The following is a 14450-nucleotide window of genomic DNA, read 5'->3' on the forward strand; positions in this document are numbered from 1 at the left end:
ATAGTGAAAACAAAAAGAAAAACGGCAAACCGATATTTCACGGTTCACCGTTTGTTTTGGAGCAGGGTACGGGACCCGAACCCGCCGCCTGCTGCTTGGGAAGCAGCCGCTCTACCGGATGAGCTAACCCTGCATTGCTCACTTATTGTAGCAAAGCAGAGCAGGATTGTCAAGAGTGGAAGCGTGTCAGTTTTTTGTAGTATAGGTCAGATCCAGCACCGGAGTAAACGGGTCAAACACCAGTCCTTTGATGCCGTCTGCCACCAGCAGACGCTTTTGCTGGCCCAGCAGCGGCACCACGGTGCAGCCTTCCAGCAGCTGACGTTCGCATTCGGCCAGCAGGGCACAGCGGGCGCGGCCGGTCTGCTGTGCGCTTTCTGCCAGACGTTCGGTGTACAGCGGGTCAGAGTAACCGGTCAAACCACCGCCCTCGGCAGTGAACTGCTGAAGCATCTGGTATACGCTGCCGCCCTCGGCACAGATGGGAGCCAGTGCGATGGTGTAATCGCCCGCCGCAAGGCGTTTGTCAAACTCTTCCTGCGGCACCTCCTCCACTGAGAAGAAGAGGGAACAGTCCTTCTGCCATGCACCGTTGATCTGCTCGGCCAGTTCGGTGAGCCCGGCTTCCTTGGGCAGCAGGATGGTCACACCGGAAAAATCAGAGCTGGCCATGCCCTGCCGGGCTTCCAGATACAATGCACGCGGGTCCGGGATCACAGGCATGGAATCCCCGGCAGTGTCGCGGTAGGCGATGCCGTCTACAGTCAGCCCTGCAGGCACAAGGCCCTCGGCGGCGGTGTACAGGCCGGAAGAAGGCACCGCTGCATTTTCCCGGGCAATGCCGGCCAGTGCCTGCCGCAGTGCCTGATTCTCAAAGACAGAGCCCTCGGCGCTGTTGAACAGCAGGGCCCAGGTGGTATCGGAGTAGGAAACAGCCCGCAGCGCGGTCGCTTCGCCGGTGTCGTCCAGCGCGGCAGAGCATTTCTCGTCCGCGATGAGCTGAGCGGCACTCTTGCCGGTGCTGCCGGTGTTCTGCACCAGACGCAGGCTGCCGATCAGGGGCGCAGAGACATCGCGCCGCAGGAACAGGCCGCTGGCGGTCCAGTTGTACAGATAGAAACTGCCGCTGGAAAGGGTGGTCTTTGCCGTCAGGCCGTAGGTGCCGCGGGTGCTGTTGAAGAACTCCTCGTCGCAGGGCATGGCACCGGGCAGGGTGAGCTTTGCGAGGAAGTTGTCGTCCTTTTCACTCAGGCGGAACACCAGTGTCAGCGGGCCGGAAGCCGAAACCCCCAGCGTACTGGGAGCCGCCGTGCCGTCCAGAACAGCGGCGCTGTTTTCAATGGCAGAAAACTCTACCGCATAGGGAGAGCCCGTCTGTGCCTGAAAGATGCGCCGGAACGCAAACACAAAGTCCTCGGCGGTGATGGAATAATCTGTGGCGGTTCCCTTAGCGGCGGTGTAGGTCAGGCCGTCTTTTATGGCAAAGGTGTAGGTGCGGCCATCCGGGGAGACGGTCCAGCTTTCGCACAGGTCAGGTACGATCTCGCCGTCGGCGTTTTTGCGCACAAGGCCGCCGTAAAGATTCTCGCAGGCAATGACGTCTGGCGCGGCAGACACGACCTGTGGGTCAAGATTTGCGGGGATGGTATCCACAAACCATGTAAAGCTGGCTGCACCGGAGCCGCCGCTGCAGCCGGTAAGGGCAAACAGGAACGCAGCGGCAAGCACCGCTGCGGTGATACGCAGGAACTGTTTCAAGGAAATGACCTCATTCTATGGTATTTGCTGGGAGTGTGTATAGATACAAAAAGCACTCTGCTTCGACAAGTGTAGCAGAAATGAAGGCAAAATACAATTGAGGAATTGTGAATTTCCCTTGCTTTTTGGGGCAAAAAGGGCGTTTTTCCGTTGCCAATTGCGGCCAAATGGACTATAATGGTACAGCGAATGTTTCAGCGCCCCTTTGCGGCGCGTTCGATACGATATTACTTATTGAGGAGGAACTGTTTTTATGCAGAAGGATCAGCAGAAACTGGCCGAGCTCATCAAGGGCAAAAAAGTTGCCTTCATCGGCGCAGGCGTCAGCCATAAGACGCTCATCAGGGAGTTCGTGGAGCTGGGGGCGCACGTCACCCTGTGTGACCAGAAGAAGAGCGTAGAGGACTTTGGCGATTATGCCGCCACCATCCGGGAGCTGGGCATTGACCTGAGCCTGGGCGAGAACTATCTGGACGGCTTCAAGGGTCAGGACATCATCATGCGCACGCCGGGCTTTGTGGGCTACTTTGAAAAGCCCTTGCAGGATGCCATGGCCGCAGGCACCATGGTGACCAGCGAGGTGGAACTGTTCTTTGATTTCTGCCCCTGCGAGATCGTGGCTGTGACCGGCTCCGACGGAAAGACCACCACCACGACCCTGATCTCCAAGTTCTACGAAGCGGCTGGCCGCAAAGTGCATCTGGGCGGCAACATCGGCGCAGCTCTGCTGCCCATGCTGCCCGAGGTGGCCCCCGAGGATGTGGCTGTGGTGGAGCTTTCCAGCTTCCAGCTCATCAGCATGCATTCCAGCCCCAACATTGCCGTTGTGACCAACGTCACCCCCAACCATCTGGATCATCACAAGGATATGCAGGAGTACATCGACGCCAAGCGCAACATCCTGCTGTATCAGAAGCAGCCCTGCCGTGCCGTTCTGGGCTACGAGAACGAGATCAGCCGCAGCATGCAGTCCGACTGCAAGGGCAAGCAGGTGTGGTTCACCCGCCTGCACGACACCGACAACGGTGCCTTCCTGCGCAAGGAAGATCACATGCTCTGCATGGCGGAGGACGGCGTTGTGACCCCGTTCCTGGCACAGAAGGACGTGAAGCTGCGCGGTCTGCACAACATCGAGAACCTGCTGGCCGCTGCCGCTGCCGTGTGGGGTGAGGTGCCTGTGGAGGCGATCCGGCAGGTGGGCAGCACCTTTACCGGCGTGGAGCACCGCATCGAGCCGGTGCGTACGCTGGACGGTGTGCTGTACTACAACGACTCCATCGGCACCAGCCCTACCCGCACCATTGCCGGTCTGCGCAGCTTCGATCAGAAGGTCATCCTGATCGCGGGCGGCTATGACAAGCACATCCCGTATGAGCCGCTGGCACCGGAAGTAGTGGCGCATGTGAAGGAGCTTGTGCTCATGGGTGCTACCGGCCCCCGCATTGAAAAGGCTGTGCGTGAGGACCCGAATTTCAACGAAGCAGAGCTGCCCATCCAGCATGCGGACAACATGCAGCACGCTGTGGAGCTGGCCCGCGCCTGCGCAAAGCCCGGCGATATCATCATCCTGTCTCCGGCCAGCGCATCCTTTGACCTGTACCCCAACTTTGAGGTGCGCGGCCGTGAGTTCAAGAAGATCGTCAACGAGCTGAAGTGATCGCACAGGTCGATACAAAGCGGCGGCGTGCCCGCTTTGCCAATGCCTGCCGGGGCCGGTGGGTGCTGGGGGCAGTGCTTCCGCTGGACCTTGCTCTCTTCGGCAAAAGCCAGCCGTGGCGGTTCTACGCCGGGCCCACGCTGGCGCTGGAGAATGAGCGGCAGCACTGCATGGGTTGCCGGGCACGCAAATCCCGAGGAACTGGCCGGCTTTCTGGCCTTCTGCGGGTGTGAGAGCGTCATTCTGGACGAAGCCGGATGTCTGCCGCCCACCGGCTGGCACCGGGCTGAGACACTGACCGTGTTCGGTCTTGCCCCCGGCAGGGTGCTGCCGCTGCCTGCCGCAGACGAAGCCCTCTGGGCACAGCTGGCCCTTGACCGGGAACCTGCGGCTATGGACGTGGCCCGGGCATTGTACCCGGAAAATACGGCCAGACAGGAGGATCTTTATTCTGAACTGTGCACCAAGCGTATCCGGGGCAAGGCGCTTGTCTGGACGCTGAGACAGGGCAGGAAAGCGGTCTGCACGGTGGGAGCCTATGCCCTTGCAAATGGGCAGGCATATATGGCCTGCGGACAGACAGAAAGCTCCCTGCGCGGCAAAGGCATCGGCGGGCGGCTCATTGTGCAGATGGCAAACGAGCTTTCCGCAGAGGGGCAGCGCCCGGTGTTCCTCTGTAGCCCGGAGCGGGTGCATTTTTATACCCGGCTCGGCTTTGAAAAGCTTGCGGAGTATGCGCGTTATGAACACCCGGCGCGTCGGTAGCTTTCTCCTTGGACACGAAATACGGGTTGCGGCACCCAGCATCCGCTACGCTTATGCTTGCGTCTTGCTGGCCACGGCCCCAACAACAGCTCCCTGCTTCCGCCAATGGCGGCAGTCACTGTTGTTGCAGGCCATTCCATCGCCCGCCCTATTGCCTTCGGCAACAGGGCCCCACCCCAGCGGACGGTCCTCGGAGAAACTACCAATGTGCCTTTTGCGGGCTGCTTTTGCGGGCTGTATTTTATAATTCAAATCATAAATTAAGGAACCATTATAATGTCAATCTTAAATCACTTTTTTGATTATAGACCCGAAGTTCTGGCGCTGGACGAAAAGGCCATGGAACTGTGCCAGCCCTATTTCCGTCATATGGAAGAGATCCGGGACTTCAACCAGCTCAAGATGCTGAAAGCTTTTGCGGATACGCAGATGTCCTCTACTGATATGCTGGGCACCACCGGCTACGGTCTGTGGGATACCGGCCGCGCAAAGCTGGAACAGATCTTTGCCGAGGTGATGGGAGCGGAGGATGCGCTTGTGCGCAGCCAGTTCCAGAGCGGCACCCACACGCTGGCAGTGGCACTGTTCGGTCTGCTGCGGGCAGGGGATACGCTGCTGGCTGCCACCGGCCGTCCCTACGATACGCTGGAAGGCGTCATTGGTCTGGACGGGAAGGGAAAGGGCACCGGCACCCTGATGGATTACGGTGTTCAGTATGATGAAGCACCCCTCAAGGCCGATTTCACCCCGGACTACGACCTCATTGCAAAAAAGGCTCCGGAGGCCAAAGTGTGCCATATTCAGCGCAGCCGCGGCTATCTGCAGCGCAATGCCTTTGATCTGGAAACGATCCGGAAAATTGCGGATACCGCCCGTGCGGCAAACCCCGATATCATCATTTTTGTGGATAACTGCTACGGCGAGTTCACTCAGACGCAGGAGCCCTGTCAGGTGGGTGCGGATATCGCTGTGGGCAGCCTCATCAAGAACCCCGGCGGCGGCATTGCCCCCACCGGCGGCTACATTGTGGGCCGCAGGATCTGGTGGAGCTGTGTGCATACCGCCTGAATGCCCCCGGCCTCGGCAAGGAGCTGGGCTGCACGCTGGAAACGCCCCGTGATATGTATCTGGGCTTTTATTACGCTCCCGGCGTGGTGTGCGAGGCCATCAAGACGGCCATCTATGCACAGTGTATGCTGGAACTGCTGGGCAAGAACCCGGTGCCCCGCTACTGCGATGACCACAACGACATTGTTACCTGCTTTGATGCAGGCACTGCAGACGCCCTGATCGGCTTCTGTCAGGGCATTCAGGCTGCAAGTCCGGTGGACAGCTATGCTGCCCCGGAACCTTCTCCGGAGCCGGGCTATACCGACGAGGTGGTCATGGCAAGTGGCAGCTTTACGCAGGGCAGCACCATCGAGCTTTCCTGCGATGGCCCGCTGCGTGAGCCCTATACCTGCTACCTGCAGGGCGGCCTGAACTTTGCCGCAAGCCGCGCAGGCGTGCTGCTGGCCATCCAGAAGGCGTATTTTAAGGATTGAACAGGAGAGGAAAGCACATGCCTGTTTTAAGTGACCGTGTGGGCACCTTTACGGATTCTGTCATCCGCCGCATGACCCGCATCAATAATCAGTATAACTCCATCAATCTGTCTCAGGGTTTTCCGGATTTTGACCCGCCGAAGCAGCTGCTGGACGCGCTGGCAAGGACAGCCTATGCCGGCCCGCACCAGTACGCTGTGACCTTTGGTGCACAGAACTTCCGCGAGGCGCTGGCCAAAAAGACCAGTCCCGCCCTGCACCACACTGTGGACCCCAACACTGAGATCTGCGTGACCTGCGGCGGCACTGAGGCCATGATGGCGGCCATGATGACCATTTGCAACCCCGGCGACAAGGTGATGATCTTTTCGCCGTTCTACGAGAACTATGGTGCAGACGCCATCCTTTCCGGTGCGGAGCCGATCTATATCCCGCTGGTGCCGCCCACCTATGAGTTTGATATCTCCCTGATCGAAAAGGGCTTTGCCGAGGGAGCCAAGGCACTGATCCTGTGCAACCCCTCCAACCCTTGCGGCAAGGTGTTCCGCCGGGACGAGCTGGAGGCCATTGCCGCCCTTGCAATCAAGTACGATGCCTTTGTGGTAACAGATGAGGTGTACGAGCATATCGTCTACGCTCCGGCAGAGCATATCTGCATGGCAAGCCTGCCCGGCATGTTTGAGCATACCATCACCTGCAACTCGCTCTCCAAGACCTACTCCATTACAGGCTGGCGTCTGGGCTATCTCATCGGCCCGGCAGAGGTGATCGAGGGTGCCCGCAAGGTGCACGATTTCCTTACTGTGGGCGCGGCTGCACCGCTGCAGGAAGCCGCTGTGGCCGGTCTGGAACTGCCGGCAAGCTACTACAAAGACCTGCAGGCCCTATACACAGAAAAGCGCGACCACTTTCTTGCCGGGCTGGACCGTGTGGGCCTGAAGCACAATGTGCCGCAGGGAACCTATTTTGTGATGATCGATATTTCGGAATTTCTCGCTCTGCCGCAGTTTGAGGGATGGACAGATCTGGAATTCTGCGAGTGGATGATCCGGGAGATCGGCGTGGCAGCTGTGCCGGGTTCCAGCTTCTTCCGGGAACCGGTGAACCATCTGATTCGGATGCACTTTGCCCGTGGTACCGATGTTCTGGACGAAGCCATCCACCGTCTGGAAAAGCTGTCTGAGCTGGTGAAATAAGTTCTGATCAAAATACAAGGGTCTCTTAAAACCAAATCTCCAAAATGAGTACAAAAAAGCTGAGCATCTGCAAAAAATCAGGTGCTCAGCTTTTGTATTTTGAGTTCCGAAAAATCTGTCTTTTTGAAAGATTTCGCACCTTACGATGGGATCGATGCGGATAAAACAGACCGATCTGCCGCTGTTTCAGGGAGCAAAAGCGTCCATGACATCGGTGCACCACTTCAGCTGCCGGGTGAACTTTTCCCGCAGCACATCGTCACTGCCGCTGCCCTTGAAAAGTCCTTTGTTGTTTTCCACGGCAAAATACAGGGTGCCGTCCCGGTGCAGGCTCCCGCTGAAGCTTCCCTCCGCTGCCCCGGCAAGAGCCAGCAGCTTCCGGCATTTCTCCTCCGTCAGGCAGGCTTTCAGGGCGGTGTCATCGTCTGCTGTCAGCTTGAACTGCTGTTCAAAGCCGTCCACAGAGTTCTGTACCGATGCACCCCGGACGAGCTGTCCCAGCCTGCCCCGTGGGGTAAAGGTCAGGCTCACGGGCATCGGCTCACCAAAACGGCAGATGCCCCACAGCCCGGCGTATACCGTGTCGTAGGACGGCGCGTTGACCGCAGTGGGGTCGTTCGGGTCGGTATAGCTGACATCCCGGTCCAGCTCGATGCTGCACAGTTCCACCTCATAGCCCCGGTATTTTGCACGGACGTGCTCTCCGCCGGTCATGCGGTCATACTGGGGCAGAGGAAGCCCGGAGTCCCCAAAACAGGTGATCCTGCCATTGGGTGCAAACTGCACCTGCTGCAGTGCAGCATCCAGCACCGCCGGGACGATGCGGCGGTCTACATCCTGTCGGGCGGCTTCTTTCCGGCTGCTGTGCAGCCATCCCAGAAGAAGCACCACGGCAATCGCAAAAATCATTCCATAGCTCATAGCGTCCTCCCTTTCTCTTTCCGGCTCAGCCGCAGATGCTGAAGTACAGGCTGGCGTAGGGGTCCAGCGGCGAAAGATCCATGATATTACCTTCGGGGCTTACATTTTCCAGATTATCCAGCGCCATGGCATCAGCATAGTTGTCCGGCTGCGCCTGTGCGGCAAAAACCAGCCCGTCGTAATCCTCCGGCAGGTAGACAACATAGCTCTTGGTAAAGATCTTGTCATCGCTGGTGCTGCTCATGTTCCAGTCGGTAGAGAAGAAGAACTCGATGTCGTAAGCGTTGTCGTTCCAGTACACCGTGTGATAATAGTGGTGATTGGCCCGGCTCGTATCCCCCCTGGCGGTGGATGCCGTGAGCCATGTGCCGGTATAGGCATCGTAGAGTTCGCTGGAGATGTAGGTATCATAGGTCTGCCCAAAGTAGGGAATAGAGAAATCCGGGATATAGCACACGGCATCAAACTGGATCTCCCGGATGCCGTCGTGGGTCACGTCGTTGTACTTTGTCACCTGCCAGTAACACTCGTCGGTGTTGTAGCCGCTGCCCTTTCCGGTAAAGCTGCAAACGCCGCTGTCCAGCCGGATGGGGTCGGGAGAATCCACGATGCCATTGATCTCCAGCCCGTTTTTCTCAAAGCAGGTCGCCCGGGAGACGATGGCATCCACCGGGTGCAAAGCATCCGAAGAGCCTTCCTCCAACAGGTCGCCGCTGACCGAAAGATCCAGCCGCATCTGCGGAGTATCGTCGTCGAAGTAGAGGTCCATGCCGTATTTGTCCGCATCTGCGGTGCCAGTGTAAATGGTCTCGTCCTCAGAGTTGACGAATTCAAAGGTGCTGTCCTCGTGGACACGGAGCCAGAGCTCGATGTCGTAATATCCCCACAGACCGACATAATCATTGATGTAGTCGTAGCCGTCCATGGCATCGACCTCTTCCACAGAGGAAGCCGTACTGACGTCAGCCGGAACGCTGCTGGCGGGGGCATCGCCGCCGCAGCCGGTACAGAGGATGCCGCCTGCCAGCAGAAGGCTGGCAAGGGACAGCAGATGAGTTTTGTTTTTCATGGTCGTTTTCTCCCGATCTTCAAAGTTTCTGTTCTGCTGCCCAGACGAACAGCAGCGTCAGCAGGGCATACGCCGCGCTGAGCACTGCCATCACGATGCACAGGGCCTGTAGTCCCCGGCGCAGCCGGGGCTTCTGCGGCAAAAGCCGGGGCAGCGCATAGGCCCCGGCCAGAGCCAGTGCAAGCAGCAGAACCGATTGTTCCAGCGTCATATCTTTAAACCTCAATCCACCAGTTCAAGATGAACGCAGATGTTGTAGAACACATCCTGCATGTCGTCCGCTTCATCGGCAATGGTGCCGAAGGCATAAAGGTAGGTGTAGTCGTCAGTGTCCACCGTGTAGACCATCCACTCCCGCTGGTCCTCCCCCGAGCCGGTGGTGTACCAGACGATGTAAACCGGGTAGGAAAGGTTCTGGGTGTAGTCCTCATCCTGAAAGCAGGTGACATCGCGGGGTTCCCCTTCGCCGGTATCCAGAGCGGCAAATCGGGCGGCATATTCTGCGTATTCCTCTGCCGTCTCGTTGGTGCGCAGCGACTGGAACGCCATATCCACCACCAGCACAGAGCCGTCCTGCGTCATGTCCTCGTAGGTGTAGGTGCCATCCTCGTAGTTTTCGTTCATCAGATTTTCCATGCTGGTGAAGGGGAGACCGCCGCCCACCAGCACCGGGATGCTCACCACGTCCGAAGAGGCGGGGATCAGGTCGCCCCGGCCATCCTCCGGCGGGATGACCTCGTAAGCTCCGGCCTTGTCGGAGTCCGAAGCCTCGCCCGCGGCCTCGGAACTGCCGCATCCGGTCAGGGAAAACATCAGCAAGGCGGCAAGTAAAAGTGCGATACGTTTCATTTTGGTTCCTCCTGTTTCAGAAAAGCTCCGTATTCTGCGCCACGGCTTCCATCAGATCCTTCATCATGTCAACCGAGTCCTGAAAACTGCGGCGGTATTCATCAATGATCTTCGGGTCGATGTCCTTGGAAACCGCCATGATCTTCCGGTCGGTGTCAAAGGCGGCAAACATCAGATCTCCCCGGAAGCTTATCCGCAGCGCCCGGGCGTCCACAGCCCTCTGCAGCTGCTGCTTCCAGCTTTCCGGTGCCAGATCAAACTCGCCGGGCAGGGCAAAGGGCTCCGGAGCCATCGGCCTGCGCATCCGGCACACCAAAAACAACCCCTTGAAGATCGTTTCGGAGCAGGTGCGGGTGTTGTGCGGGTCGTCGGGCATGGGGCCGCGCACCTCCCAGACGTGGATGAGGGAAGCATTGTGCATGGCAAAGGGAATGCCCTGATAGCTGCCCTCGTAGCTGCCGTGGGCACTGGCCGATTCCCATTCCTCCGGGAAAAGCCCGGAACGCCGCGCCAGTTCATCGCTCATGGGCCACTGCCTATGCTCCGGCTGCGGGCCAAAGGCCTTGTGCAGTGCGGCCATAAAACCATCCCCCAGCTGTCCGAGGATCAGGGAACTTTGCATGGCGTGGATCAGCTGGATCAAAAATACTGCTGCTACGATCACAAGCATCACGATGGTGCAGCCCGCCGTAAAGCTTTGAAGCAGGATGCCGGCCAGAACGCCCAGCACGGCACCTGCAATGCAGCCGTAGGCGCAGAGGTTTGCCAGATGCCCGTAAAACAGGATGCGGCGGGAAAGCTCTTCATCCGGCATCTTTTCCTGCGGGGCACGGTTCCGTGTCCTCATACTGCATCACTCCCATCAGCACCCGACGGTGCTGCTCACCTTCTTGCCCATCTTGTCGGCCTTATCGTAGCCGTTGTACTCCGGGACAAAGAAGGTCTTTGCCATGGCGTTATTGTAACTGGTGTCCCAGTAGATCACGGTCCACATGTAGGCATCCATCTCATCGTTCCAGATGTAGCCCCGCATGGTGGCGATGCGGTTGGAAGCGTTGCTCTCGTCCACTACCTCCCACGACGTATCGGGCCACTGACCACCGTACAGCTGCTGGAAATCATACTCCAGATATTCCTCTGCATAGTCCAGAACAAAGTCGTCATCAGAGCCGGTATAGTCCAGATATTCATTGGTGATCCTGCGGCAGACCGCAAAACCGCAGTCGTCCCATTCGGGGTTTGCCACCACAAGGGCATCCTCCAGAACATCCAGCACATAATACTCATAGGGGTAGTAGGTCTGCACATGAACGGTCTTGTCCTTGACATGCATCCGGTTGCCTTTGTCGGTAAAGGTCAGGTCGTGACCGGATGCATAGACGCTGAGTGCCAGCGACATGGTCAGCAGTGCAGCTGCAAACAGCCCCAGCGTGCGTTTCATCGTGTTTTTCATAGAATTGCCTCCTTTTTTGATAAGTGTTTTTTGCTCCGGTCATGCCGGAGCGGATCGAAAGGTCCCGGTCTCCGGGTCCCAGCAGAACAACAGTTCCAGCGTTCCATCTTCCTGCGAAAAGCGGAGCAGGACATCGCTGCTGCCGTCGCCGTTCCGGTCTGCGGTCTCCATGCCGAGGTAGCGCTGTTCTGCATTCTCCACAGGGACAGGGTAGTCTAGCTCTGCCAGCAGCACCTGACTTTCGGTGTCATGGTAGAGGGTCGTGTCCCCGGTGTGGACGCAGGCGCAGAAGGGGATGGTCTCCCCGTCCTGCACCAACGTGCCAGAATCGTTGATGATGCCCCATGTGCGCCAGTCGCTTCCGGCAATGTTTTCCTCCGGTGGATCATCCGACGGCATTGCCGGAGCCGGAAGGATGGCCCACCCCAGCAGCAGGATCAGAAATGCCGCCAGCAGAACGCCGATTTGTTTTTTCATCGTTCACCACCTGTTGTTGAAGATCAGGTCGGTGCCGTTCAGGCTCAGGGTGCTTACGTCTTCTCCCACATCGCCCGGATGCTCATTCGGGATCAGCACAGCAGTGTCCTCAGTTCCATCGTCCCAGAAAAGGCTTACGGTATCGCCGTCCACCATCCACTGACCGGTATACACGCTGTCCGAATCAAAGCCGTAAACGCCGTCCCCCAGATCCTTCTGGCCATGCAGGATGAAGCCATGGTTGGGGTAGAAGTTGAGGTACAGGTGCTCTTCGTCCATCCGCCACTGCCGGTACATCAGCAAGCAGGCGTTGTGCAGGTCCTCGTCATCGGTGTAGTCGGAGCGGATGTAGTAGCTTTCAAAGGAGCTTGCATTTCCGGTAAGGAACGCTCTTCCGTCCTCGATGATCTCCACGCTGTTGAAGACATTCTCATCCATATGAAGGCTCAGGAAAGGCACATCGTCCGGGCCGACGTCAAAGCCCTCAAAGTTGTAGGAGCATCCCAGCATGGGGTAGGCGGTGTAGGTGTCCTCGGTGGAGCCGTACTCGGTGTGCATCTCCACCGTGCCGTCAGACGCAATGTGGTACCAGTTTTCCGAGGTGTAGTCCCCCCGCTCGTACCAGATCCAGTCGTCCAGCGCTTCCCGCTGCTCATCGCTCAGCTCGGCCGCAGAGGTCGTACCCGAGGTCTCCTCAGAATACGGGGCTTCCTCCGATTCTGAGCTGGGGGAGGGCTCTGCCGCGCCTCCTCCACAGGCAGAAAGGCTGATGCTCAGCGCCAGCAGAAGGCTCAGAACAGCCGCTATTTTTCTCCATTTCATCTTATTTTTCTCCTTTCCTGTTTTGAGCTGCAAAGTGTTTTCCCGGCAGTGAAGCAGCTGAGAAAAAAGGCCCATGTCCGCATCGCAGGGGTGCCGGACATGGGCCTCGCTGTTAAAAAACGGAAAAGCATTTGACCCAAGCCGTTTCCGCTGCGGCAAAAAGAACCTTCCTTCTGCTCTGCGGGGAGCAGGTTCCGCTTTTGCCGGGATCTATCAGCAGGTTCTCTTCACATCCGTCCTGAGTTTTCCGGTGCAGATCTGCAGCTGCCCCATCACTGCTGCGGTGCCGCAGCCTGTTTCCAGATCCGGATCACGCGGTACTTCGAGACCTTCTGTTCCGGGTGGAACGCGCCGTCCTCAGCCGTCAGCAGGCCCTGTTCGGTGCACCACTGGGCGGCCTTTGCAGTCTCAGTATCTGCCGTGTCCGCAAAGGCGGGCAGTGCAGCGGGTTCCGGCCTTCCGGCGTTCTGCCACAGCAGCAGGGCCAGCTCGCCGCGGGTCGCGGGATCGCCGTGCCCTCAGGCAGCAGGTCTTTCAGGATGGCGCGGGTGGCTAGTTCGTAGATGCCGAAGCCCGCAGCTCCCACCATAGCAGCGCCGCCTGCCACGGCCAGCACTGCGCCGAACCCGGAGCCGTCTCCGCCGTCGATTACCGGTTCGTCCGGGACAGGGGCGGGGTCAGGACCCTCACCGTTCCACTGCCAGTGGGCATAGAGGGTGATGTTGTCGGTGATCGGCTCCAGATGCTGATTACTTGCATAATAGGACTGTTCTTCCACCGGCTCACCGCCGACAGCTTCAGTGTACCAGCCGACAAACTTGTAATCTTTCCGCTCAGGGGCCATACCCTCCATCAGCGGGACGTTCAGACATTCGCCCTTGTCTCCAGTCTGTGTGGTAAAACTCACCTGATCGTGGTCATTATTCCACTTGCCGCCGGTAAACTTGATCCACTCGTCATCGTTGCCCCAGTTTGTGCCGCCGTTGAGGTCGAAGGTAACGGTGTAGTGCGTGACAGCGGGGTCGCTTGTGGTGATCTCAAAATAAACCGCATCGTCAGGCCGTGTCCAGCTGCCGTCCGTCACTTGCGTCCATGCGCCGTCTTTCGCCGTGCAGTACCAGAAGTTGGGCGCGTTCACAGTCAGGTTACTTCCGCCCAGCTTGATGAAATTGCCGCTGGTGGAATCCAGCTTCAGGGTGCCGCGGGTGAAGGTCACGGCACCGTTGTCGATGCAGGTTTCGGCGCTCACCGAAAGGCTGCCGCCGTCCACAGTGGACCCACCGTTCAGGCCGCTGGTTGCTCCGGTGATGGTCACCACGCCGCCCTTATAGACCGTGACACCGCTACCGTCAACAGCTGTTCCGGCCTCGTCAATTTCCAGCGTGCCATGAACTTTTGCACCGCCGCCGGAAACTGCATTGTCAGCATTCTGAATGATCAGCTTGCCGCCGCTCTCGACCGTGGCACCCATTCCGTTGACGCCGTATTCTGCGTTGCAGATCTTCATATTTCCGGAAATATCTGCGCCCATGGCGTTTATGCCAAAGCCAAACGTATCCAGCGTAATGTCGGCATCAGCAGCCACTTTGATTGGTTCTCCACCACTGTAAAATCCGGCATAACGGTCTCTTTGTGCTCCGGTCACCGTGCTTTTTCCGGTGACTGTCAGCTGCTTTCCGGATGGGTTGACCGCATTGTCCGTGACGGAGATGTCTCCACTCAGGGTCAGCGTCCGGGTGGCATCCTCATAACTTGCCTTGCCATCGTCCAGAATATCCGTTGCGTTGGCCGAGGTCACCCTCGTTCCATTCACAGTCAGTCCGTAGTCTGTCGCATCCTCTGCGAACGCAGCTGCAGGCAGCATGGTCAGGGCCATGGCCGCTGCCAGAAAAGCGCTGAGCAGCCGCAGCTTTGGGGTGTGCCGGAGTTCATTTGTCAT

The 14450-nt window shown here is 58.4% G+C and carries 13 protein-coding genes, 1 tRNA gene and 1 pseudogene; 4 read left to right on the forward strand and 11 right to left on the reverse strand.

The features are described from left to right. Positions 1–57: 57 nt before the first annotated feature. Positions 58–133, reverse strand: a tRNA-Gly gene (locus ACKXF7_RS11475). Between the two features lie 53 nt (positions 134–186). Next, positions 187–1758, reverse strand: a complete 1572-nt coding sequence (locus ACKXF7_RS11480; RefSeq protein WP_423741347.1) for a peptide ABC transporter substrate-binding protein — start codon at positions 1756–1758, stop codon at positions 187–189. 253 nt (positions 1759–2011) lie between these two features. On the opposite strand from ACKXF7_RS11480, the gene murD reads away from it, so the two are divergent. The 4 genes and pseudogenes from murD (at position 2012) to ACKXF7_RS11500 (ending at position 6920) form a co-directional block, all read left to right on the forward strand. Continuing rightward, positions 2012–3415: a UDP-N-acetylmuramoyl-L-alanine--D-glutamate ligase gene (gene murD / locus ACKXF7_RS11485; RefSeq protein WP_348583439.1), complete on the forward strand. Its 1404-nt coding sequence runs from the start codon at positions 2012–2014 to the stop codon at positions 3413–3415. A 153-nt stretch (positions 3416–3568) separates the two neighbouring features. Next, on the forward strand, positions 3569–4180 hold the full coding sequence (locus tag ACKXF7_RS11490) for a GNAT family N-acetyltransferase (RefSeq protein WP_423741348.1): 612 nt from the start codon (positions 3569–3571) through the stop codon (positions 4178–4180). 276 nt (positions 4181–4456) lie between these two features. Further along, a pseudogene (locus ACKXF7_RS11495) lies at positions 4457–5724 on the forward strand (aminotransferase class I/II-fold pyridoxal phosphate-dependent enzyme). A 17-nt stretch (positions 5725–5741) separates the two neighbouring features. Next, positions 5742–6920 carry a pyridoxal phosphate-dependent aminotransferase gene (locus ACKXF7_RS11500; RefSeq protein ID WP_423741349.1) on the forward strand — a complete coding sequence of 393 codons (1179 nt, stop codon included), beginning with the start codon at positions 5742–5744 and terminating at the stop codon, positions 6918–6920. A 186-nt stretch (positions 6921–7106) separates the two neighbouring features. Here ACKXF7_RS11500 and ACKXF7_RS11505 read toward each other — a convergent pair whose 3' ends face one another. From ACKXF7_RS11505 to ACKXF7_RS11545, 9 genes are all read right to left on the reverse strand, one after another. Next, entirely contained in the window at positions 7107–7841 is a 735-nt protein-coding gene (locus tag ACKXF7_RS11505) for a DUF3137 domain-containing protein (protein WP_423741350.1), read from the reverse strand. Between the two features lie 25 nt (positions 7842–7866). Beyond that, positions 7867–8910, reverse strand: a complete 1044-nt coding sequence (locus tag ACKXF7_RS11510) for a hypothetical protein (RefSeq protein ID WP_423741351.1) — start codon at positions 8908–8910, stop codon at positions 7867–7869. A gap of 19 nt (positions 8911–8929) precedes the next feature. After that, a complete protein-coding gene (locus ACKXF7_RS11515; protein WP_423741352.1) occupies positions 8930–9121 on the reverse strand; it encodes a hypothetical protein in 192 nt (63 codons plus the stop codon). A gap of 11 nt (positions 9122–9132) precedes the next feature. Next, positions 9133–9759, reverse strand: a complete 627-nt coding sequence (locus ACKXF7_RS11520; protein ID WP_423741353.1) for a hypothetical protein — start codon at positions 9757–9759, stop codon at positions 9133–9135. Positions 9760–9775: 16 nt separating this feature from the next. Then, the gene (locus ACKXF7_RS11525) at positions 9776–10606 is read right to left on the reverse strand and encodes a hypothetical protein (RefSeq protein WP_423741354.1); all 831 of its coding nucleotides are present in this window, start codon (positions 10604–10606) and stop codon (positions 9776–9778) included. Positions 10607–10621: 15 nt separating this feature from the next. After that, positions 10622–11212: a hypothetical protein gene (locus ACKXF7_RS11530; RefSeq protein ID WP_249236707.1), complete on the reverse strand. Its 591-nt coding sequence runs from the start codon at positions 11210–11212 to the stop codon at positions 10622–10624. Between the two features lie 39 nt (positions 11213–11251). Then, positions 11252–11689 (reverse strand): hypothetical protein, encoded by a 438-nt coding sequence (locus ACKXF7_RS11535; protein ID WP_423741355.1) that lies wholly within the window; start codon positions 11687–11689, stop codon positions 11252–11254. 3 nt (positions 11690–11692) lie between these two features. After that, positions 11693–12511 carry a hypothetical protein gene (locus tag ACKXF7_RS11540; RefSeq protein ID WP_423741356.1) on the reverse strand — a complete coding sequence of 273 codons (819 nt, stop codon included), beginning with the start codon at positions 12509–12511 and terminating at the stop codon, positions 11693–11695. A 364-nt stretch (positions 12512–12875) separates the two neighbouring features. After that, positions 12876–14450, reverse strand: a complete 1575-nt coding sequence (locus tag ACKXF7_RS11545; RefSeq protein WP_423741357.1) for an InlB B-repeat-containing protein — start codon at positions 14448–14450, stop codon at positions 12876–12878.

The sequence above is a fragment of the Faecalibacterium sp. 7 genome (assembly GCF_049562865.1).
Taxonomy (GTDB): domain Bacteria; phylum Bacillota; class Clostridia; order Oscillospirales; family Ruminococcaceae; genus Faecalibacterium; species Faecalibacterium wellingii.